The organism is Streptomyces sp. NPDC020875, assembly GCF_040641415.1.
In the GTDB taxonomy this organism is placed as follows: Bacteria; Actinomycetota; Actinomycetes; order Streptomycetales; family Streptomycetaceae; genus Streptomyces.
The window spans coordinates 131561-154031 of sequence record NZ_JBFADP010000005.1 but is presented as its reverse complement, the minus strand read 5'-3'; the positions used below and the strand labels follow the sequence as shown (position 1 = coordinate 154031).

Annotated in this window: 18 protein-coding genes; all 18 read left to right on the top strand. The window is 73.5% G+C overall.

Annotated elements, in window-relative coordinates; all coding sequences use genetic code 11:
• Nucleotides 1-3 precede the first annotated feature (3 nt).
• The 18 genes from AB0G74_RS04835 to AB0G74_RS04750 all read left to right on the top strand — a co-directional run bounded on the left by AB0G74_RS04835 (nucleotide 4) and on the right by AB0G74_RS04750 (nucleotide 22400).
• Entirely contained in the window at nucleotides 4-1206 is a 1203-nt protein-coding gene (locus tag AB0G74_RS04835) for a C45 family peptidase (protein WP_361140776.1), read from the top strand.
• Nucleotides 1203-1952 carry a 4'-phosphopantetheinyl transferase superfamily protein gene (locus AB0G74_RS04830; RefSeq protein WP_361140774.1) on the top strand — a complete coding sequence of 250 codons (750 nt, stop codon included), beginning with the start codon at nucleotides 1203-1205 and terminating at the stop codon, nucleotides 1950-1952. Before AB0G74_RS04835 ends, AB0G74_RS04830 begins: the two co-directional genes overlap by 4 nt.
• Nucleotides 1949-3640: a lyase family protein gene (locus tag AB0G74_RS04825; protein ID WP_361140772.1), complete on the top strand. Its 1692-nt coding sequence runs from the start codon at nucleotides 1949-1951 to the stop codon at nucleotides 3638-3640. Before AB0G74_RS04830 ends, AB0G74_RS04825 begins: the two co-directional genes overlap by 4 nt.
• Nucleotides 3637-5307: an AMP-binding protein gene (locus AB0G74_RS04820; protein WP_361140770.1), complete on the top strand. Its 1671-nt coding sequence runs from the start codon at nucleotides 3637-3639 to the stop codon at nucleotides 5305-5307. Before AB0G74_RS04825 ends, AB0G74_RS04820 begins: the two co-directional genes overlap by 4 nt.
• Nucleotides 5308-5417: 110 nt before the next feature.
• Entirely contained in the window at nucleotides 5418-6914 is a 1497-nt protein-coding gene (locus tag AB0G74_RS04815; protein WP_361140768.1) for an NAD(P)/FAD-dependent oxidoreductase, read from the top strand.
• A 68-nt stretch (nucleotides 6915-6982) separates the two neighbouring features.
• Nucleotides 6983-8200, top strand: a complete 1218-nt coding sequence (locus tag AB0G74_RS04810) for a 2Fe-2S iron-sulfur cluster-binding protein (protein ID WP_361140766.1) — start codon at nucleotides 6983-6985, stop codon at nucleotides 8198-8200.
• 238 nt (nucleotides 8201-8438) lie between these two features.
• Nucleotides 8439-8684 (top strand): acyl carrier protein, encoded by a 246-nt coding sequence (locus tag AB0G74_RS04805; protein ID WP_361140764.1) that lies wholly within the window; start codon nucleotides 8439-8441, stop codon nucleotides 8682-8684.
• Nucleotides 8685-8736: 52 nt separating this feature from the next.
• Nucleotides 8737-10674, top strand: coding sequence for an FAD/NAD(P)-binding protein (locus tag AB0G74_RS04800; protein ID WP_361140762.1), 1938 nt, complete (start codon nucleotides 8737-8739; stop codon nucleotides 10672-10674).
• Between the two features lie 454 nt (nucleotides 10675-11128).
• Entirely contained in the window at nucleotides 11129-12328 is a 1200-nt protein-coding gene (locus AB0G74_RS04795; RefSeq protein WP_361140760.1) for an acyl-CoA dehydrogenase family protein, read from the top strand.
• Nucleotides 12329-12461: 133 nt separating this feature from the next.
• Complete coding sequence (locus AB0G74_RS04790; RefSeq protein WP_361140758.1) at nucleotides 12462-13613, top strand: saccharopine dehydrogenase; 1152 nt, start codon at nucleotides 12462-12464, stop codon at nucleotides 13611-13613.
• Nucleotides 13610-14944: a saccharopine dehydrogenase C-terminal domain-containing protein gene (locus tag AB0G74_RS04785; RefSeq protein WP_361140756.1), complete on the top strand. Its 1335-nt coding sequence runs from the start codon at nucleotides 13610-13612 to the stop codon at nucleotides 14942-14944. The genes AB0G74_RS04790 and AB0G74_RS04785 overlap by 4 nt, the downstream gene beginning before the upstream one ends.
• On the top strand, nucleotides 14934-16253 hold the full coding sequence (locus AB0G74_RS04780; protein WP_361140754.1) for a SidA/IucD/PvdA family monooxygenase: 1320 nt from the start codon (nucleotides 14934-14936) through the stop codon (nucleotides 16251-16253). Before AB0G74_RS04785 ends, AB0G74_RS04780 begins: the two co-directional genes overlap by 11 nt.
• Before the next feature lie 83 nt (nucleotides 16254-16336).
• A complete protein-coding gene (locus AB0G74_RS04775; protein WP_361140856.1) occupies nucleotides 16337-17437 on the top strand; it encodes an FAD-dependent oxidoreductase in 1101 nt (366 codons plus the stop codon).
• Nucleotides 17434-19476 carry a class I tRNA ligase family protein gene (locus tag AB0G74_RS04770; protein ID WP_361140752.1) on the top strand — a complete coding sequence of 681 codons (2043 nt, stop codon included), beginning with the start codon at nucleotides 17434-17436 and terminating at the stop codon, nucleotides 19474-19476. Before AB0G74_RS04775 ends, AB0G74_RS04770 begins: the two co-directional genes overlap by 4 nt.
• Nucleotides 19473-21014: an AMP-binding protein gene (locus AB0G74_RS04765; protein WP_361140750.1), complete on the top strand. Its 1542-nt coding sequence runs from the start codon at nucleotides 19473-19475 to the stop codon at nucleotides 21012-21014. The genes AB0G74_RS04770 and AB0G74_RS04765 overlap by 4 nt, the downstream gene beginning before the upstream one ends.
• Nucleotides 21004-21276, top strand: coding sequence for an acyl carrier protein (locus tag AB0G74_RS04760; protein ID WP_361140748.1), 273 nt, complete (start codon nucleotides 21004-21006; stop codon nucleotides 21274-21276). The genes AB0G74_RS04765 and AB0G74_RS04760 overlap by 11 nt, the downstream gene beginning before the upstream one ends.
• A 3-nt stretch (nucleotides 21277-21279) precedes the next feature.
• A complete protein-coding gene (locus AB0G74_RS04755; RefSeq protein ID WP_361140746.1) occupies nucleotides 21280-21867 on the top strand; it encodes a GNAT family N-acetyltransferase in 588 nt (195 codons plus the stop codon).
• A gap of 26 nt (nucleotides 21868-21893) precedes the next feature.
• Complete coding sequence (locus AB0G74_RS04750) at nucleotides 21894-22400, top strand: beta-carotene isomerase domain-containing protein (protein ID WP_361140744.1); 507 nt, start codon at nucleotides 21894-21896, stop codon at nucleotides 22398-22400.
• Nucleotides 22401-22471 lie beyond the last annotated feature (71 nt).

Below are 22471 nucleotides of genomic sequence, written 5' to 3'. Positions count from 1 at the left end.
GACATGGAGCGGTACGGGAAGAGCGGCTCGGGCGAGCCGGTGCCGTCGACCACCGAAACCGGGACCGGGACCGAACACGGCGCCGGGGCCGATATCGATGCCGGGGCCGGGGAGTTCGGCGGCCGGGCGGCGCCGCCGCCCGCCGGGTTCGTCCGGCTCACCGGCGACCCCTTCGAGCTGGGCAGGCAGCACGGCGCGGCCCGCGCGGTGGAGTTACGGGCCTTCCTCGGCGACGGGCTGGCCCGGCTGAACCATCTCAACGACACCCCGCTCACCCTGGACGGCCTGCGGCCCACGATCGCCGCGTTCCGCCGGGAGATCGAGGCGGCCGTCCCCGAACTGGCCGAGGAGATCCGGGGGCTGGCCGAGGGCGCGGGCATCTCCCACGAGGAGGCGCTGCTGCTCCAGACGCGGCGGGAGGTCGTCGGCTACCAGGACACCGGCCGGCCGCCGCAGGGCGACTGCACCACCTACACCCGGGTCGATCCGGCCGGGCCGCACAGCGTGCTGGCGCAGACCGTGGACCTCAACGGGAACCTGGACGACCAGACCTGTGTGCTCTCGGTCGCCAGGACCGGCACCCGGCGGGAGGTGCTGACCCTCAGCTTCGGCGGGCTGCTCGGCTATCTGGGGATGAACAGCGACGGGCTGGCCGTCGGTATCAATCTGGTGCTGGGGGGCCGCTGGCGGGCCGGGCTGCCGCCGTATCTCGCGGTACGGCACGTCCTGGACACCGCCGGTTCGGTGGACGAGGCGCTGGGCGTGCTGGAGGGGCTGCGGCTGGCCAGTTCGCGGTCCCTGACGCTCTGCGATCCGCGCGGGGCGGCGTATACGGAGTTCCTCGACGGGCGGATGCACACGGTCCGGGCGATGCGCACCGTACACACCAATCACTTCCTGCACCGGGAGTTCATCCCCTACGACAAACTGAACGTCTTCGCCCGCAACTCGTCGCGGCGGCGGCTGGACGCCTGCACGCTCCGGCTGGACGCGCTGCCGGAGGCGGCGCTGCCCACCGAGCATCTGGCGCTGCTGTCGACCCCGCCGATCTTCGTTCCCGACAACGGGAACATCCGGCGGGAGCGGACGGTGGCGGTGGTGGCGATGCGGCCCGCCTTCGGCGATCTGCATCTGCTGGGCTCCCGGCCGTCGGAGCCCGCGCGGGTGTTCAGCGCGCGGGCGCTCAGCGGGGCGGCGGGGTCATGAGCACGGCGACCGGGCTCCGGCGTCCGGCCCGGTACGCCGCCGGGGTGGCCCGGCTGGTCGATCTGCACGACCCGGCCCCGGACTCGCCCGGCGGTACGGCGGCGCTCGCGGTGCTGTCGGCGGCCGAGCGGCGGCGGGCGGGCGCCTTCCGGGATCCGGCGGCGGCGCTGACGTACATCAGGTCCAGGGCGGCGGTACGGCGACTGCTGGCCGACACGCTGGGCGGTACGGCGGCCCGGGTGGAGCTGGTGGCGGGGCCGGGGGGACGGCCGCTGCTCCCGGCCCATCCCGGCTGGTCCGTGAGCTGGTCGCGGTCGGCGGGCCTGCTGCTGGTCGCGGTCAGGTACGGCGGCCCGGTCGGGGTGGACGTGGAAGTCGTCCGCCCGGTCCGGCGGGCGGCCCGGGTCCTGGGCACGTTCTATCCGAGGACGCCGGAGCTGGGCGAACTGGACGAGCCCGAGGCGTTCTTCTCCGCCTGGACGCTGCTGGAGGCCGCGGTCAAGGCGTCGGGCCGCGGCCTGGCCCGGGGCTCCCGGGACGTCCGGCTGGTCCGCCGCCCCGGCGCCCGCCGGTGCGCGCTCGGCGGGATCCGCGGTACGGACTCCCCGCTGTGGAGCGGCCGTACGGACCGCTTCGCGGTCGCCCCGCGCCCGGGGCCCGGCCGCCACGCCCGCGCGCGGACGGCGATGACCGCGGTGGTCACCTCCGGCCCGCTCCCCCCACCGGCCCCCGAGGTGACGCCATGACGACCACTCCCGTACCCGGCCGCCCCACCGACGCGGAACCTCGTCTTCCCGTGCCCGCGACCGACCGAACGGCCGGGCAGGAAAGCGCTCTCCCGCCGGCACGGCCCGGGGCCGCCGCCCCGGACTCGGCGTCGGCGGCGGGTACCGGCTCCCCGGCCGGACCCGCCGCCGGGGGCGCCCCCGTACCGTCCCCGTCCGGCTCGGCGCCCCCCGACGCCGACTCCGGACTGCTCGGGCCCGTCTGGGCCGGGACCCCCGTGGCGGCGGTGGTGTCGGACCGGGCGTGGCTCGACGGGATGGTCGCGTTCGAGGCGGCCCTCGCGGACGCCCAGGCCGAACTCGGGAGCGTGCCCGCCGGGGTCGGCGACGCCGTACGGGCCGCCGGGCGCGGCGGCGGGCTCGACCCCGTGGCACTGGCCCGGCGGGGCCGGGAGGCCGCCAACCCCGTGGTGTTCCTGGTCGCGCGGCTCACCGAACTCGTCGCCGCCGCCGACCCGGAGGCCGCCCGGTACGTCCATGCGGGCTCCACCTCGCAGGACGTCCTCGACTCGGCCGCCATGCTGGTCGCCACCGGGGCGTTACGGCTGCTCCACGGCGACCTGGGGCGGATCAGGGCCGCCCTCGCGGGCCTGGCCGCCGGGTACCGCGACACCCCGGCCGCGGCCCGTACCCTCACCCAGCACGCGGTCCCCACCACGTTCGGGCTGCGGGCGGCGGGCTGGCTCACCCTGGTCTCCGACGCCCACGACCGGGTCGGCGCGGTACTGGACCGGGGGCTGCCGGTGTCGATGGGCGGCGCAGCCGGGACCCTCGCCGCCTACCGGGACCAGCTGCTCGCCGCCGGGGCCGCCGGGGACGATCCGGAGCTGCGGCTGGTGGAGCTGGTGGCCGGGCGGCTGGGGCTGGCCGCCCCCGGAGTGCCCTGGCACGCGGTCCGTACCCCGGTCGCCGAACTCGCCGCCGTGCTGAGCCTCGCGGCGGGCGCGCTCGGCAAGTTCGCCGCCGACGTACTGGTGCTGTCGCGGACCGAGATCGGCGAGGTCGCGGAGCCCGCCGCCGCCGGGCGCGGCCAGTCGTCGGCGATGCCGCAGAAGCGGAACCCGGTTCTGAGCACGCTGGTGGCGACCGCCGCCCGCCAGGTGCCGGTGTACGCGCTAGTGCTCCAGCAGTCGGTGGTGGCCGAGGACGAGCGGTCCGCGGGCGCCTGGCACGCCGAGTGGGAGCCACTGCGCCACTGTCTGCGGCTGACCGGCGGCGCCGCGCACACGGCGGCCGAACTCGCGGAGGGCCTGGTCGTGCTCGACGGCCGGGTGGCCGCCAATACGGCGCTGACCGGCGGCAGCCTGGTCGCCGAGCGGCTCTCGGTGGCCCTCGGCGCCGAGCTGGGCCGGACTCGCGCCAAACAGATCGTGACGCGTGCCGTACGCGCCGCGGAAGGGGGCGCCCCGCTCGTCGCGGCGGTGCGGAGCGCCCTGGAAGAGGCCGGCTGGGCGGACGAGGTGTCCGTATCGCCCGAGCGGCTGCTCGACCCCGCCGGTTACCTCGGCTCGGCCGGTCCCCTGGTGGACCGGGCCGTGCGCCGGGCGGGGACCGTCCCCATCCCCATCCCCATCTCCCCCACTCCCCCGACGAATCCGGCCGCTGCACTCGACCGGGACGTACCAGAGGATTCGGAGAAAACCCCATGATGATCAGTGAAGACGTCCGTCGGCAGATCCTCGCCGACGCGGCGCTGGGCGCGGGCAATGTGATCCATCGCCTGCCCCTGTACGGCCGCTCCCTCGACGCTCCGGTGCTGTGGCTCGACGGCACCTGGCGGGCCCCCGACGGCGACCACCCCGAGTCGCTGACCCTCGGGGGGCTGCACGAGGTGGTGGCCGCGTACGCGGGTTACTACACCCGGGCCGGCGTCAGGGCGAAGGACGCGGTGGCGATCGTCTCCACGTCCATCACCGACTTCGCGCTCAATCTGATGGCGCTGACCAGCATCGGCGCGATCGCGTCGCTGGTGAACGCCAATATGCCCGCCGAGACCCGGCGGGAGTACATCCGGCGGCAGCGGGTGGTCGGCGTCATGACCCGTGAGCCGTGGCACCAGGACCTCCGGGCGCATCTGGAGGATCCGCAGCCGCCGCTGTTCGTGGCGCTCCAGTCGGAGATCGTCCCCGGGGACGCGGAGCACCGGCCGGCGGAGTACCCGTTCCGGCACTCCTCGACCGACCCGATCCTGATCTCCCACTCGTCCGGGACGACCGGCATCCCCAAGTCGGCGTTCCACACCCACGAGACGCTCTTCCACGGCGCGCTCTCCCGGCTCGCCGACGGGCTCGACTGCTCCACCAGGGCCCGGCTGCTGGCGCTCCCCGGCCACCATGTGTCGGCGATGTCGAACACCCTGCTCGGTCTCACCCTGGGCGCGCCGGTGATCCACTACACCGACCCCAGCGGCAAGGCCGTCCTCGACGGCATCGAGAAGCACCGGCCGACGATCGTCTTCGGGTTCACGCACACCTTCACGGAGATGGCGGGCGAGGACCTCACCGATCGCGACCTCAGCAGTGTGGAGGCGTACTACGCGTCCGGTGACGCGGCCCACGCGGTGCACATCCGGCGGCTGCTGGACAAGGGCTACCACACCGTCACCGGCCCGGATCTGAAGCCGCGGAAGGAGCCGGGCGCGATCTTCATCGACATGTTCGGCTCCACGGAGATGGGCTATGTCCTCTTCGACTTCGTGCACCGGGCGGGCGGGCCGGTGATCGGCCGCTGTATCGGGCGGCCGATGCGGTTCGCCGAGGCGGTGGTGCTGGCGGAGGACGGTTCGGTGCAGCCGCCCGGCAAGGTGGGTCGGCTGGGGGTGCGCTCCAGGTCGCTGACGCCGGGCTTCTGGAACGACAACGTCCGCTGGCACCAGCAGTGGCTCGGCGGCTACTTCCTCACCGGTGACCTGGCGTACCGGGACGCCACCAACACCTTCTTCCATCTGGACCGCACCACCGACGCGATCCGGACCGAGGACGGCTTCGTGTTCAGCGCGTACACCGAGGAGGTGCTGCTGCGGGCCTATCCGGAGATCCTCGACTGCACGGTGGTCGGGATCGCCGACGACGGCGTCGACTTCGGCTGGGAGGGCGAGGGCACGGCCACCACCCACGTCCTGGTGAACCTGGTCGAGGGCGCGGAGGCGCCCGACGACCCGACGGCGTGGATCAACGAGGCGCTGACCCGGGCCGGGCTGCCCGGGACCGCGGGTGCCTCGGTCGTCACCGAGGGCACCATCCCGGTCGGGATCACCGGCAAGGTCCTGAAGCGGGTGGTACGGACCGAGGCGCGGAAGCTCGTCGGCGGCTGTTGAGCCGTGGCCCGACCGTGCGCGGGGCCGAACGCGCGGGGTACCGGGGCGGGCGTCTTCCGCCCGCCCCGGCACCGGGCCCCGACCGTGATTCCTCCGGAGGGAGACAACCCATGGGCGTCGACTACGACGTGATAGTGATCGGAGCGGGCAACGCCGGGCTCGCCGCGGCGGCCACCCTGCAACGCGGCGGGCAGCGGGTCCTGTTGCTGGAACGCCACAATGTGCCCGGCGGGGCGGCCACCACGTTCGTCCGGGGCCGGTTCGAGTTCGAGGTGTCGCTGCACCAGCTCGGCGGAATGGCCGGGCCCGCCCCGCTGCGGCACATCCTGGACGAGATGGACGTCACCCGCCGGGTGGAGTTCATCGAGGACGACCAGCTGTACCGGACCGTGGTGCCCGGGGTGCTGGATGTGACGCTGCCCGCCGACTGGCGCGGCATCGTCGACGCGCTGGACGAGCAGTACCCGGTGGACCGGGCCCGGCTGACGGCCTTTCTGGAGCTGGTCAGGGACGTCGGGATGTGGCAGCTGACGGCCCGCGCCAATCTGCACCGGATCGACCACGAGGTGGAGCGGCTGCGGAAGCTGCCGCACGTCCGGCGGCACGGGCTGCGGCCCTTCCGGGACGTACTGGAGGAGTACGTCGACGACGAGCGGGCCCGGCTCGTGCTCTCCTCCTACTGGTGCTACAACGGCCAGCTGCCGTCCCGGATCTCGTTCATGGACTACGCCCGGGTGATGGCGCTCTATGTGGAGACCAAGCCCTATCAGGTCATCGGCGGCAGCCAGGCGCTGTCGTACGCGATGCTCCGCTCGTTCCAGGACGCGGGCGGGCGGGCCAGGTTCCACACCGCCGTCGACCGGATCGTCACCCGGGGCGGCCGGGCCGTCGGGGTCCGGCTGGAGAACGGGGAGACCGTGAGCTGCCGGCTGGTGGTCTCCAACGCGCCCGCGACCACCACCTACACCCGGCTGCTCGACCCCGCGGACGTACCCGGGCACGTCCTGCGGGATCTGCGGTCGCGGCGGATGGGAATCTCGGCGTCGGTGCTCTATCTCGGGCTCGACGCGAGCCCGGCCGAGCTGGGCCTGAGCACGGCCGCGAACTTCGTCCACAGCGATCTCACGGAGGCGAGCCTGCTCCGGGGGATGCGGACCCTCGAACCGGCGCCGTTCCTGATGGCGAGCTGCTACGACGTCAAACCCAACGGGGGCGCCCCGGCCGGGGCCACCCAGCTCAACCTGGTGGCGCTCCAGTACGCGGAGCCGTGGGAGGCGGTGCCCGTCGAGGAGTACCGGCGGGCCAAGGCCGAGTACGCGGAGTCCCTGCTGGAGCTGTTGAAGGCGGTCTCCCCCGGGGTGCGGGACGTGATCGAGGAGGCGGAGCTGGCCACCCCGATCACCTTCAAGCGGTATCTCAGCCAGCCCGGCGGCGCGATCTACGGCTTCGACCAGGACGTCACCGACGGCTGGCTCTTCCACGACGACGACCTCAAACCGAATGTGCCGGGCGTGGTGCTGGCCAGCAACTGGGTCACCGCCGCGGGCTACAACTCGACCATCGTCACCTCGGCCCGGATGTCCCGGCGACTGCTGGAGGTGCTGTGACCGACGCCCCGCCGCGGTCCGGACCGCCGCCCCGACATCCGAACGCCCCTGCCGGACAAGGACCCACGATGACCACCGACCACCGCGGCACCCAGCCGCCGAAGACACCGGACGGCCCGCCGGGACCGGGTGTCGCCGCCAATCCGCTGGCCCGCCTCTTCGACGGCTTCGACGACGTCGTCGCCGAGTTGGAGCGCCGGGCGGACGCCGGGTCCCCCCATCCCGACGACGCCTGGGCCGAGGCCGCCGCCCACCACCCCAGGGATCTCGCCCTGACCGTGACCGAGGTGATCGAGGAGACGGCGACGGCCGCCACGCTCCGGCTGCGGGCCACCGGCGGCGGGCCGCTGCCCTCGTTCGCCGCCGGGCAGTATCTGAGCCTGACCGTCCGGGTCGGCGCGACCGTCACCAGCCGGGCGTTCTCCATCTCCTCGTCGCCCGCCGAACGCGACTACTACGACCTGACGATCCGGCGGCTGCACGGCGGCCTGGTCAGCAACCATCTGCTGGACACCGTCCGGCCCGGGGCCGGGTTCACCAGCGACGGACCGATCGGCACCTTCTGCCACGACCCCCTCTTCCACGGCGACGACGTGGTCTTCCTGGCGGGCGGCTCCGGGGTCGCCCCGGCGATGAGCATGCTCCGGGACGTCCTGGACCACGGGCTGGACCGGCGGATGACCCTGGTCTACGGCTCCCGGCGGGCCGATGACGTGATCTTCCGGGCCGAGCTGGAGACCATCGCCCGGGACCGCCCCGACGTACTGACGCTCCATCAGGTACTGTCGGCGCCGGACCCCGGCTGGGACGGCGCGGTCGGACCGCTGGACGCCGCCCTGATCGCCGAGCTGGCCGGCCCGCTGAACGACCGGATGGTCTACCTCTGCGGACCGCCGGGCCGGTACCCGTATCTGATCGAACAGCTGCGGGCGCTCGGCCAGCCCCGCCGCCGGATCCGGCTGGAGGCCAACAGCGTGGCGCTGCCGCCGCCCGCCGACCCCCGCTGGCCCGCCGGGCTCGATCCGGCCGGAACGGTGACCGTCGCCGTGGACGGCCGACGGTTCGATGTACCGCGCGGCAGACCGCTGCTGGACTCCCTGGAGGAGAACGGGGTACGCCCCCGGGCCTCCTGCCGCTCCGGCGAGTGCGCGCTCTGCCGGGTCCGGGTCTGCTCCGGACGGGTCTTCCACGCCGAGGAGGCCCGGCTGCGCCGCTCGGACCAGACCTTCGGCCACGCCCATGCCTGTGTCGCCTACCCGCTGGAGGATCTGGAGATCGAAATCTAGGACTTTTTCGGCCGCCGAACGGCGGAGAAGCACGCCTTCCCTTTCCATCGGCCAGGATTTCTAAAAACAAATCAAAACCGCTTCATATCCTTCCCGGGGTATGGTTTGCTGGATATGCGGATATCCCGGCGGACCACCGGGTGCCGGAGTTCGGGGAATGACCTGCTCTACCCCGCTTACCGACTGTCTCACTTTATGCGCCGCAGCACGCCCAAAAACATCGACAGGAGGCATATCCATGTCCGCTGAGCTGGAAAAAGTCATTGTCGACGCGCTTCGGGAGATGCACTTCGACACCTCCTCGATCAGCCCGGAAACCCCACTCGGAGACGGCGGTCTCGAATTGGAATCCCTCTCCATCGCGGAGCTGGTGATGCAGCTCGACGGTCAGGGTGTCGAATTCACCGACGAGGAGATGGAGACCCTGCCCGGACTGACCTTCGGCGAATTCGTGAACGAGGCCGCGCGCCGCGCGGCCGGATGAGCCGAACATTTCCCGGACGACTGGACGGCGGGCGAGCGAAGGAGAGACGACCATGTCACAGCCGCCTCGGACGATCGCGGTCGTGGGCCTCGGCCCGCGCGGCCTCGCGGTGCTGGAACGCCTCAGCGCCAACCACCCGGCCGGGTGTCCCCTGTCCGTCCATGTCGTCGACCCCTATCCGCCGGGGCCGGGACGGGTCTGGCGGACCCGGCAGTCCCCGCATCTGCTGATGAACACGGTGACCTCCCAGGTCAGCCAGTTCACCGACGACAGCGTGGCGTGCGCCGGTCCGGTCAGGACCGGCCCCAGCCTCTACGAATGGCTCCGGCGGTCCGCCCCCGGCACCGGCACCGCGGCGGACTCCGGGGCCGGGCCGAAGGCCGGACTCGGTGCCGGAACACCCCTGGCCACCGGGCCCGAGGGCGACGGCGGAGAACGGCTCGGACCCGACGACTACCCGTCCCGGGCCCAGTACGGCCGCTATCTGGAGTGGGTCTTCGGCCGGCTGGTCGCCGAAGCCCCGGCCGAATTCGAGGTCATCGCGCACCGGGCCACCGCCGTCGCGCTGACCGAGGACACCGGCGGCCAGACCCTGGCCCTGGACGACGGCACCCGGATCACCGGCCTGGACGCCGTGGTGCTCACCCTCGGCCACGGCCCCGCCGCGCCCTCGGCCGAGGAGCGGCGGCTGGCCGCGTACGCCGAAGCCCACGGGCTGCGCTACCACCCGCCCGCCAACCCGGCCGATCTGGAGGCCGGTCTGGCGGCCGTCGCCTCCGGTGAACGGGTCGCCCTGCGCGGCCTCGGCCTGGCTTTCTTCGATGTGATGGCGTTACTGACCGAGGGCCGGGGCGGCAAGTACGTCCCCTCCCCGTCCCTCGACGGCGGCCTCCAGTACCTGCCGTCCGGCGACGAGCCGGTGCTCTACGCGGGCTCCCGGCGCGGGGTCCCGTACCACTCGCGGGGCGAGAACCAGAAGGGCGCGTCCGGACGGCACGAACCCCTCTTCCTCACCCTGGAGGCGGTGTCCCGGATCCGGGCCGCGCCCGGGGCGACCTTCGGGCGGGACGTCTGGCCGCTGCTGGAGGCCGAGGTCGCCACCGTCTACCACCGGGCCCTGGTCGCCCAGTGGGCGGACGAGGCGACGGCCGCCCGGTTCCTCACCGAGTATCTGGCCGCCCCCGCGGGCGGCCGGACGGCGGTACTGCGCCGGTTCGGCGTCCGGGCCCAGGACGAATGGAAGTGGTCCCGGGTCGAACGCCCCTGGGGCAGACGCGAGTTCGACGACCCCGCGCGGTTCGCCCGCTGGCTGGTCGAACATCTCCACGAGGACGTCCGGCACGCCCGCGGCGGCAATGTCGGCGACCCCCTCAAGGCCGCCCTCGACGTACTGCGCGATCTGCGCAACGAGGTCCGCCTCGCGGTCGACCACTCCGGGGTCACCGGCTCGTCCTACCGCGACGAGATCGTCCGGTGGTTCACCCCGCTCAACGCCTTCCTCTCGATCGGCCCGCCGCCGTCCCGGGTGGCGGAGATGGCAGCCCTGGTCGACTGCGGACTGCTGACCGTGGTCGGCCCCGGGGCCCGGGTCCGGGAGGACCCGGGCGGTAAGGGCTTCCTCTTCGGCTCCGACGCGGTCCCCGGCTCCGAGGTCCGGGTCGACGCCCTGATCGAGGCCCGGATACCCGAGCCCGATCTGCGCCGCAGTACGAATCCGCTGATCGCCCGGCTGCTCGCGGACGGCCAGTGCCGCCCCTACCGGATCGCCGACCCCGGCCCCGAAGGGGCTTACGAGAGCGGCGGGATGGAGGTCACCCCCCGGCCCTACCGGCTGGTGGACGCGGCGGGGGTGCCGCATCCGCGCCGGTTCGCCTTCGGGGTGCCGACGGAGAACGTCCACTGGGCGACGGCCGCCGGAATCCGGCCCGGGGTCGGCTCGGTGATCCTGGAGGACGCCGACGCGGTGGCCCGAGCGGTGCTCGGCCGGTGACCGGGCCGATGAGCGGGCGGGGGCCGCGCGGGTACGAGGGTACGGGTCCGGCCCCGGGGCCTCGCGCCGTCGGCGGTCCGGACCGGCGGGTACCGCCCGTACCGCCGTAGCCGGGCCCGCCGCCGGACCGGCCCGGGCGAACAGGGCCGCCCGGAGCCGGGGTTCACCGGCCCCCGAGCCCTTCGGGCCGTACCACCGGCCGGACCGAACGGAACGGCCGGAAAGCCGGGTTCCACCGGCCCCCGGACCGAACGGCCGGCCGGATCCGCAGGATCCGGCGGACCGCCGAGGCTCCGGAGCCGTAGCACCGGCCGTCCTCCGGGGCCGTACCACCGGCCCGGCCGACCGCAGTACCGCGTCCGCGCACCGGGCACCCGCCCCACGTCTCGTCCCGTCTCGTCTTTCTTCCGTCACCGAACCGGCCCGCCCGGCCCCTGTCGTACGGAGTTCCGCAGTGGAGACCATCACCAGCTTCGACCCCGAATTCCTCCAGCTCCCCTTCTACGACGACGGACACCGGCGGTTCGCCGGGGAGATCGGCGTCTGGTGCGACAGCTACCGGGCGCTCTGGGAGACCGTCCGCCGGACGGACCCCGACGAGGCGGGACGGCGGCTGGTCGGGGTGCTCGGCGAGGACGGCTGGCTCGCCGGGCTCGACCCGGACTCGGGGCCGCCGGACCTCCCCTCCGACTTCCGGACCCTCTGCCTGGCCCGGGAGGCCCTCGCCTACGCGGAGGACCTGGCGGACTTCGCGTACTCCATCCAGTCCCTGGCGGCCACCCCGATCATCCGGTACGGCACCCCCGAGCAGCGGAAGCGGTTTCTGCCCGCGATGGCCGACGGGTCGCTGATCGGCGCGTTCGCGGTCTCCGAGCGGGAGGCCGGTTCGGAGGTGGCGGCCGTCGGGCTGACCGCCCGGCGGACCGGCGGCGGTGACTGGGTGCTCGACGGCCACAAGGCGTGGATCGCGCACGCCACCATCGCCGGGCTGTACGTGGTGATCGCCAGGACAGGCGAGGGGCCGGGGCCGCTGGGTCTCAGCGCGTTCCTGGTGCCCGCCGACACCCCGGGGGTCCGCGTCTCCGAACGGCTGGACCCGGTCGCCCCCCGCTCCTTCGGCCATCTGGTCTTCGAACACTGCCGCCTTCCGGCCGACGCGGTACTCGGCCGCCCCGGCCGGGGCTTCGTGATCGCCGTCGATCTGCTGGAGCGGTTCCGGATCACCGTCGGCGCCGCCGCCAACGGCTTCGCCCGGCGGGCCGCCGACGCCGCCCTGGCCCATACCCGGAGCCGGTCCGCCTACGGCGGCGTGCTCCACGACCTCCAGCTCGTCAAGGCGAAGCTGGCCGATATGGAGATCGGTCTCAACGCCTCGGCGCTGCTGGTCGCCAGGGCGGCCTGGGAGTGCGACCGGGGCGGCCGGGGCTTCGGCAAGCACGCCAACATCGCCAAGGTCCATGCCACCGAGACCGCCCAGCGGACCGTGGACGACGCGGTCCAGCTCTTCGGCGCCGCCGGAGTCGTCCGGGACGGCGTACCCGAGCGCCTCTACCGGCAGATCCGCTCGTTGCGCATCTACGAGGGCGCCACCGACGTGCTGCGGCTGGCCGTCGCCGACGCCCTCGACACCCGCCGGGCCGCCCTCGCCGGATGACCCGGGCCCCGTACCGGCGGGCGTACCGGCCACCGGCCCCCGGCGGCCGGGCCGCCACCGGATCCCAACCACCCGAAGGAGTCCAGTTGTCCACCGCGATCGAGGCGCCGCAGCCCGGCGATGAACACCTCTGATGTCGGCGCTGCCCCGGCTGTGGCTGCGCCACGAGACCCGTACCACCGAATGCCGGACGCCGCTGGTGCCCGCCGACGCGGCCCGGCTGGTGGGCCGGGGCGTCCGGGTCACCGTCGAGGAGTCGGACCGGCGGACCGTCCCGCTGGAGGAGTACGTCCGGGCGGGCTGCGACACGGCGCCCGCGGGGAGCTGGCCCGACGCCCCCGACGACACCTACGTCCTGGGGCTGAAGGAACTCCCCGACGAGCCGAGGCCCCTGCGGCACCGGCATATCTACTTCGGCCACGCCTACAAGGGGCAGCCGGGCGCCCGGGCCCTGCTCGGCCGGTTCGAGGCGGGCGGCGGGGCCCTGCTCGACCTGGAGTATCTGACCGACGACGAAGGCCGCCGGGTGGCCGCCTTCGGCTACTGGGCGGGGTATGCGGGCGCGGCGCTGGCGGTGCTGCATCTGCGCGGGGCGCTGAAGGCGCCGCTGCGGACCATGGATCTGGTGGAACTGGACGGGCTGCTGCGCGGCGGCGGCCCGGAGCGGAGCGGTGACGGGCCGGACGGTGCCGAGGGTTCCGGTGGTTCCGGTGATCCCGGGGGTTTTGGTGGTACGGGCGCCGGGGCGCTGGTGATCGGGGCGCTGGGGCGCAGCGGCCGGGGCGCGTGCGACGCGCTGGAGACGGCCGGGTTCGGTCCGGTGCGCTGGGACGTGGCGGAGACCCGGCGGCTGGACCGGGCGGCGCTGCTGAGCCACGGGATCGTGGTGAACACGGTACTGGTGCACCGGCCGGTGGAGCCGTTCCTGACCCCGGACTCGCTGGCCTCGCCCGCCCGGCGGACCACCGTCCTCTCGGATGTGACCTGCGACGTCGGTTCGGCCTGCAACGTACTGCCGGTGTACGACGAGGTGACCTCGTGGGAGCGGCCGGTGCGGCGGCTCGTGGCCGGGGATCCGCCGCTCGATCTGATCGCCATCGACAATCTGCCGTCGCTGCTGCCCGCCGAGGCCAGCCGGGCCTTCTCGGCCGAGCTGTGGCCCCAGTTGCTGAATCTGCCGGGGCCCGGCGGGCGGAGCGGCGGACCCGACTGCCCGGCCTGGTCGCGGACCCGGCGCCGGTTCGCCGAGGCCGTGCGTACGGCCCGTTCGGAGGAGAACTCGTGAGCCCTGACAGCCTTCCGCCCGCGGCCCCCGCCAGTGGGACCGTCCACTGGGTGGGTACCGGGCTCTCCACCGGCCGGAGCGGTCTCGCCCTGCTGGCCGGGCGGGTCCGGCGGCCGGTGCTGTGGGACCGGACCGCCGAGCGGGCCGCCGACCGGCTCGCGGCGCTCGGCCTGACCGGACTCGCCGAGGTCAGGGGGCTGGCGCCGGGCGCCCTGGCGGCCGAGGTCGGCCCCGGTGACGTGGTGGTGTCGATGCTGCCCGCCACGGAGCATCCGGCGCTGCTGGCGCTGGCCGCCGAACGCGGCGCGCACTTCGCCTGTACCAGCTATACGTCGCCGGAACTGGCGTCGGCCGCCGAGGCGGTGGCCGGCCGGGGCCTGGTGGTCCTCACCGAAGCCGGGCTCGATCCGGGGATCGACCATCTGCTGGCCCATGTGCTGGTGGAGCGGGCCAGGGAGGCCGTCGGCGACCGGGCGGACTCGGTCGCCTTCACCTCGTACTGCGGCGGTCTCCCGGCCGTGCCCAACGACTTCAGGTACCGGTTCAGCTGGGCGCCCTACGGTGTGCTGTCGGCGCTGCGCTCCCCCGCCGGCTATATCGAGGACGGGGAGGCGCGGACCGCGCCCGAGCCGTGGCTGGCGACCCGGACGCTGACCCTGGCCGGGGAGGAGTTCGAGGTCTATCCGAACCGGGACAGTCTGCCGTTCGTACCGCAGTACGGCTTCCCGGACGGCTGGCGGGTCAGCGGCTTCGTCCGGGGCACCCTGCGCAACGCGGGCTGGCGTACGGCCTGGTCGGAGGTTTTCGCCACGGTCCGCACCGGGGACGAGGCCCGGCTGCGGTCGCTGGCGAAGGAGCTGGCCGACCGCTATCCGACGACGGACGCCGACCGGGACCGGGTGGTGCTGTCGGTGGCGCTGACCGTCGCCGACGCCGACGGGTCGGTCCGCTGGTCCGGCTCCGAACTGCTCGATCTGACGGGGGACGAGACCGAGAGCGCGATGGCCCGCTGTGTGTCGCTGCCGCTGGCCCACGGGGTGTCGCGGATCGTGGACGGCGCCCTGCCCGGCGGGCTGAACCGGGCCGCCGAGTCCCCCGCCGAGGCGGCCCGCTGGCTGACGGCGCTGGCCGCGCACGGGGTACGTGCCGTCACCGGTCCGGGCGAGGGGCCCGGTGACGTACCCGGCGGGGCCGCCGCCGACGGTTCGCCCGGCGCCGGTTCACCCACCGGCGGCCCGTCCGCCGCCGGTCCGTCCACCGCCGACGAGTCCCGTCCGCCCCGCACCGAGCGCGGCGCCCCGCCCGAAGGAGAGGTCTCCCATGGCGAGTGAATCCATCCGCTCCGGCCCGGCCCACTACCGCTGCCTCGGTGTGGGCGTGGGGCCGGCGAATCTGAGCCTGGCCTCCATGCTGCACAGCCGGAAGGAGGTGAGCCACCTCTTCCTCGACCGCAAGGGGAGCTTCAGCTGGCACGACGGACAGCAGATGCCCGGCAACACACTCCAGGTCTCCTTGTTCAAGGATCTGGTGACGCTCGCCGATCCGCAGAACCCGTACTCGTTCCTGGCCTATCTGCACGAGCAGGGCAGGCTCTACCACTTCCTCAACGCCCAGTTCGACGCGGTGCCCCGGGTCGAGTTCCGCAACTACCTGGCCTGGGCGAGCCGGATCAATCCGAATATCGGCTTCGGCGAGGCCGTCGAGGAGGTCTCCTTCGACGGCGTGTTCACGGTCCGCACCGACCGGCGCACGGTCACCGCGGACAATGTCGTCGTCGGTGTCGGCAGCCGGGCGTGGGTGCCGCCGAAGGCCCGGGAACTGCTGGGCCCCACCCAGTTCCATGTCAGCGAGTACGCCGGACTCGCCCGCGATCTGGGCGGTAAACGGGTCGTGGTGATCGGCGGCGGCCAGTCGGGCGCCGAGGCGTTCCTCGACCTGGTGTCGCAGCCCGCGGGGCAGCTGCCGCGCCGGGTGTCGTGGATCTCGCGCCGGGACAACTACTTCCCGATCGACGACTCGCCCTTCACCAACGACTACTACATGCCGTCCTACGCCGAGTACTTCTACGGCCTGGACCGGGAGACCCGGCACGCCTTCAACGAGCGGCACGTCCTCACCAGCGACGGGATATCCGAGAGCACCCTGCGCGACATCTACCAGAAGATCTATCTCCACCGGTTCGTGGAGGGCAATGTCGATCTGGTGGGGCTGCACCCCAACCGGGAGGTCCGGGACGTCCAGCCGGGGGTCTACGGCGGCTGGCAGGTCTCCGCCCGGCACAACGACCACCGGGAGTCGGTCGAGCTGTTCGAGGCCGATGTGGTGATCTGGGCGACCGGTTTCCGGCCGACGCCGATGGACTTCCTGGGTCCGGTCGCCGACCGGCTGGAGCGGGACGGCGAGGAGCTGCGGATCGACGAGGACTACGCCGTGTACTGGGACGGCCCCGACGACCGGCGGATCTTCGTCCAGAACGCCTCCCGGGGCCAGCGGGGCCTGGCCGATCCCAATCTCAGCCTCAACGCCTGGCGCAGCCGCCGGATCGCCGACCGGCTGGCCGTGGTCGCGGGGAACGAGCAGTTGCCGTCGTTCATCGAGTGGGCGTCGAAGCCGGGCCCCCAGGCCGGGAGGGGGGCGTGAGCGGCGGCGCCCCCGGAGCCGTACCGGACGCCGCCGGGGCCGCGCGGGCCGCCGGGGCCGCCGGGGAGCCGGGGGCCGGGGCGATACCGGAGACCACGGGTGTCGCGGTGGTCGGCGCCGGGGTGATCGGCACCCTGATCGCCCGGGAGCTGGTCGCCGCCGACCCGGGGGCGGCGGTGACCGTACTCGACCGCGAGCTGGTCGCCGGGGGCGCCTCCCGGCGCTCCGCCGGACTGCACTTCCCGCGCGGCGCCTCGGCGGCGGTCCGGGCGATGGCGGCCGAGAGCCAGCGCTACTGGGCGGGGCTCGCCGCCGCCCGGCCCGGACTGCCGCTGCGGTCGCTGCCGATGACGGTGATCGCGGACCGGGCGTCCGAGCCCGGGCTGCGGGAGGCGTATCTGCCGGAGGCCGGGCTGCGGGAGATACCGCTGCCGGACGGCGGGCTTCCGCCGGGCCCGGTGACGGTGCCTGCGGGCGCGGCGGCCTGGACCGGGGACGGCTGCCAGTACGCGGACGTGGCCGCCGTCACCCAGACGCTGGCGGCCGAACTGCGGCCCCGGGTCCGGTTCCTGGAGGGCGTGGCGGTGACCGGGGTGACCACGGGCCCGGACGGGGTGCGGCTGGCCCTGGGGACCGGCGGCATCCTGCGCGCGGCCCGGGCGGTCCTCGCCCCCGGGCCGTGGATCGCCCATCCGGCCTGGCGGGAGCGGCTGGCACCGCTGGGCATCCGGGTGAAGAAGATCGTCGCCCTGCATATCGAGTCGGTACCGGCGGCGGACGACGGCGCGGTCGTCTTCCACGACGAGGACGCCTTTCTGCTGCCGTACCGGGACCGGGGCCACTGGCTCTTCTCGTACACCTGCCAGGAGTGGGACGTCGACCCGGACACCGTGGAGTCCGGTCCGACCGCCGCCCATCTGGCCCAGGCCGCCGGTGTGCTGCGGCGGTACGCCCCCGGGCTGGCCGGCCGCGCCGGGTCGGGCCGGGTCTTCTGCGACGCGTACAACCCGGCGGGCGGGCCGCTGGTCCGGCCGCTCACCGACGACGGACGGCTGGTCTTCGCGGGCGCCGCCGGGGGGTCCGGCTACCGGCTGGCCCCGGCGATCGCCGGGGAGACCGTACGGCTGCTCGCCAAAGACGGACCCGGTCTCCGCGACCCGTCCTTACGGAGGAACACCACATGATCATCAATCACTACGACGAGCGGGAGCTGCACGCCGCGTTCGGTATCGGCATGAGCGATGTCGAGGGCCTGGGCGTGGGCGCGGGCTGGGGCCGGGTGGAGGTGGGCGGCGCGTCCACCGCCCACCAGCACGACGAGACCGAGTTCTTCGTGATCGTCGCGGGCCGGGGCGAGTTCGTGGTCGACGGCCGCCGCTATCCGGCGGAGCCGGGCGTACTCGCCCTCTTCGAGCCGTTCGAGACGCATGTCCTGGAGAACACCGGCGACACCGATCTGGTCTTCCTCACCCAGTACTGGCGGGATCCCGGCCGGGCCCTGACGTCCGCCGGGAACCAGGACCGGCTGGCCTTCGGCGACCGGCCCGTCTTCGTCTTCTCCACCCCGCCGACGCCCAACGGCGATCTCCATCTGGGGCATCTGTCGGGTCCCTATCTGGGCGCCGACGCCTATGTCCGGTTCCAGCGCCTCAACGGCGCCCGGGCCTGGCATCTGACCGGCAGCGACGACTACCAGAGCTATGTGGTGGGCGCCGCCAGGGCCGAGGGCCGTACGCCCGCCGAGACCGCCGCCCACTACAGCGACGAGATCCGCCGCACGCTGGCCCTGATGGACATCGTGCCCGACCAGTACACCGTCACCGGCACCGAGCCCGAGTACCGGGACGGGCTGCGGGACTTCTTCTCCCGGCTGGTGGCCTCCGGCCGGATCTCCGTCGCCGAACGGGACGCCCTCTTCGACGCGGAGACCGGCGACTATCTGTACGAGGTCGACATCAGCGGCGGCTGCCCCGGCTGCGGCGGCGGCACCGGCGGCAATATCTGCGAGGAGTGCGGCGAGCCCAACACGGTCGCCGATCTCACCGACCCGGTCTCCCGGCTCTCCGACGGCGCCCCGGTCCGCGCCCCGCAGGCCCGCTGGACCCTGCCGCTGGGCGACTTCGGGACCGAGGTCGCCGAACACCACCGGGCGGGCCGGGTCCCGGCCAGGCTGCGGGAGCTGGCGGCCCGGCTGTTCGCCCGGCCGTCGCTGGACATCCCCGTCACCCACCCGGCGAGCTGGGGCGTAACCCCGGCGGAGGGTGCCGGGAGCGGCACCGACGGCCAGGTGATCTGGGTCTGGCCGGAGATGAGTTACGGCTTCCTCCACGGCGTCCAGGCCCTCGGCGGGCGGCTGGGCGAGAAGTGGCGGGCCGACGACCCCGGCCCGGAGTGGAAGATCGTCCACTTCTTCGGCTACGACAACAGCTTCTACCACTCGGTGCTCTACCCGGTGCTGTACCGGCTGGCGCACCCCGGCTGGCGGCCCGATATCGACTACCACGTCAACGAGTTCTATCTGCTGGAGGGCGCCAAGTTCTCCACCAGCAGGCGGCACGCCGTCTGGGGGAAGGAGATCCTCGGCCCCGACTCCGTCGACGCCGTCCGGTACTTCCTGTGCCGTACCCGGCCCGAGGAGGAGCGGACCGACTTCCGCCGCGCCGCCTACGCCCGGACCGTCCAGGACACCCTGATCGGCGGCTGGCAGCGGTGGCTGACCGGGCTGGGCGAGCGGATCGACGGGCAGTACGGCGGTAACGCGCCCGACGCGGGCATCTGGACGCCCGAGCACTCCGCGTTCCTGGCCCGGCTCGGCGACCGGCTCACGGCCGTCACCGGCGCCCTGCGCGCCGACGGCTTCTCCCTCAACCGGGCCGCCGCCGAACTCGACGGACTGGTCGAGGACGTCCTGCGGTTCTCCCGGCTGGAGTCGCGGACGGCCGGGGACCCCGGCTGGGCTTCCGAGACCCGTACCGCGATCGCCCTGGAACTGGCCGCCGCCCGGCTGCTGGCACAGACAGCCGCGCCGCTGATGCCGAGGTTCGCCGCCCGGCTCGCGGGGGCGCTCGGACTGCCCGAGCCCACCGAGTGGCCCACGATCGTGGAACTCGTGCCGCCGGGGTCGGCGATCGGCCTCGCGGACGCCGTCTTCTTCCGGCCGGACGCGCCGGAGGGCTCCGGCGAGGGCTCCGGCTCCGGCTCCGGCTCCGGGGAGGAACGGTGACCGAGCGGACCCTGGGCCGGATCGTCGCGGGCCCGCCGACCGGCGGCGGCCGGATCGCCTTCGCCAGCCTGCTCGGTACGGAGACGATGCCGCTGACCGAGCTGTACCGGCGCTCCGGCCTGGTCGCCCGGTGGCTCCGGGACGAGCACGGCATCCGGCCCGGCGACCGGATCGGCATCCTGGCCGCCAACGGCCCGGCGTGGATCCTGCTCGATCTCGCGGCGCTCCGGCTCGGGGCGCGGACCGCCGGATTCGAGCCGGGGAAGTTCACCCCCGGCGCCGGACTCGTCGACACGTACGACCTCACCCTGCTCGCCACCGACCGGCCGGAGGCCGCCGGGCTCCCCGGCGTCCTCCCCACCGCCGAGGTCACCGCCGTCGCCGAGGGCCCCGGCGACGGGTCCGGCGAGGCGGGGCCGCCGCCGGTGGTCTGGGCCCCGGAGGACGTCACCACCATCAAGTTCACCTCCGGCAGTACCGGGGAGCCCAAGGGCCTGGGCGCCACCGCGGGCAGCGTCGACAGTTCGTTGCGGGCCGTCCAGCAGATCTTCGGACACGGCCCCGGCGACGACCTCTTCGTCTTTCTGCCGCTCTCCCTGCTCCAGCAGCGCTACTGGGTCTACTCGGCGCTGCTCCACGGCCACGACGTCACCATCAGCACCTACGAGGCGGCTTTCGCGGCCCTGCGCCGGGTACGGCCGACGGTGGTGATGGGCGTCCCCGCGTTCTTCGAGACCGCGAAACGGCAGATCGAGACCCGGCTGCGGCGGGACCGGGGCACCCCCGACCCGGGGGCGGCGGCGCGGGCCGTCTTCGGCGACCGGATCCGCTATCTGTGGACCGGCTCGGCGCCCGCCTCGCCCGATATGGTCCGCTTCCTCACCGACGCGGGGCTGCCGGTGTACGAGGGCTACGGGCTCAACGAGACCTGCATCGTCACCAAGAACCACCCCGGAGCGAACCGGCCGGGCAGTGTCGGCCGGGCCCTGCCCGGCAAGGAGATCCTGATCGGCGACGACGGGGTGGTCTCCGTCCGCAGCGACCATCCCGTCAACGACCACTACGCCTACGCCGCGCCCGGCGACTCGGAGCGGATGTTCCGCCCCGGCGGCATCGTCCGCACCGGCGACCTGGGGCGGCTCGACGAGGACGGCTTCCTGTACATCCTGGGCCGGGCCGACGACGTGATCGTGCTCGACAACGGGAAGAAGGTCGTCGTCCGGCCGGTGGAGGAGGCCCTGCGGGCCGACCCCTCGATCGCCGAGTGCGTGGTGTTCTGCCCCGGCCAGACCGATCTGGTGGCGGTGGTCTCCCCCGCGGCCGTACCCGCCGACTCCGAGGCGATCGCCGCCCATCTGAAGCGGACCAACGAACGGCTGGCCGCCGACGAGCGGATCAGCCGGGTGGTCGTCGCCGACGAGCCGTTCTCCATCGAGAACGGCCTGCTGACCTCGCAGTTCAAACCGAAACGGGCCCGGATCCTGGAACTCCACCACACCGCGGTCCACGACCCCACGGAGGGAATCCATGCCAGCTGACCAGGTCTCCATCGAAACGGCGGCGCGGGAGCAGTTCTCCGCCGTACTGCCGCACGAGATCGCCCCGGCGGCGCTCGACCTCGACGCCGACATGACCGGCTCGTACGCCCTGACGTCCCTCAACAAGGTCCTCTTCCTGACCGAGTTGTGCGAGGCTACCGGCGTCGACCTCGGGCACTTCACCGAGGACGACCTGGAGCGGATGCACACCCTGCGGCACGTCACGGAAGCACTGGCCCGACACTCCACCGAGGGGACCTGATCCATGAGCTGGGCAGAACAGGCGCCGGCCGTTCTGGAGAACGAGCGCGTACGGCTCCATCCCGTCACCGAGGCCGACCGTGAGGGCGTCCGGGCGGTGGCGATGGACCCCGACATCTGGAAGTACTTCGTGGCCGCCGTCTCGGACGAGCGGGACTTCAAGCTCTTCTTCGACGCGGCCCTCGACGACACCGCCGCCGGCCGCCGGATCGTCTTCGTCGTCACCGACAAGGCGTCCGGCCGGATCGCGGGCAGCATGTGCTACGGCAACCTGGCCGAGGCCGACGCCCGGCTGGAGATCGGCTGGTCGTGGCTGGGCCGCGACTTCCGCGGCAAGGGCGTCAACCGGTGGGTGAAGTACCTGCTGCTGGAGCACGCCTTCGAGCGGCTGGGCGCGGAGCGCGTCGAGTTCAAGACCGATGTCCTCAACGAGCAGGCCCGGCGCGGGTTGCGGAACATCGGGGCCACCGAGGAGGGCGTACTGCGCTCCTTCAACTACATGCCCGGCGGGCGCCGCCGCGACGCCGTGTACTACAGCGTGCTGCGGGCCGAGTGGCCCGGCGTGAAGGAGAGACTCGGCACCGTCGGCTGACCGACTCACGAGGGGGTACCACGATCGTGCTCGACTCCCTGTTCCTGAAGAAGTTCAACAAGATCCGGGCCCGCCATCTGGAGTACCGCTCGCCGGAGCGGGACGACTGGGCGAAGTTCGTCGACTCGACCTTCCACGAGGACCGGAAGTTCACCGACGACGGCGAACTGGGCCGGACCGTGGCGGCGGGCTATACCGACTTCATGGGCGGCCCGCGGACGGTCCGGCTGCTGGGCCGGTTCGCCCGCCGGTTCCCCCGGACCGCGACCCGGATCCTGACCCTGCTGACGCCCGGCCTGTTCCGCTGGCTGGTCGGCCCGATGCGGCGGACCGGGCGGCACGAGCGGCAGATCACCCGCTGTACGTTCCTCACCAGTACGAACCCGGCGCTCTGCCACCGGATCTGCAAGGTGCCGACGGAGCGGTTCTTCACCGAGACGCTGTCGGTGCCCCTGACGCTGACCCCGGACCTGCGGACCTCGGAGTGCCTGGTCTCGTTCACCCCGTACGAGGCCCCGAAGGACACCTCCTGACCGGCGCCGGACCGTCCGCCGGACCGCCCGGCGCGCCCGATTATCGGGCGCGCCGGGGCGCGGCCCCTGTT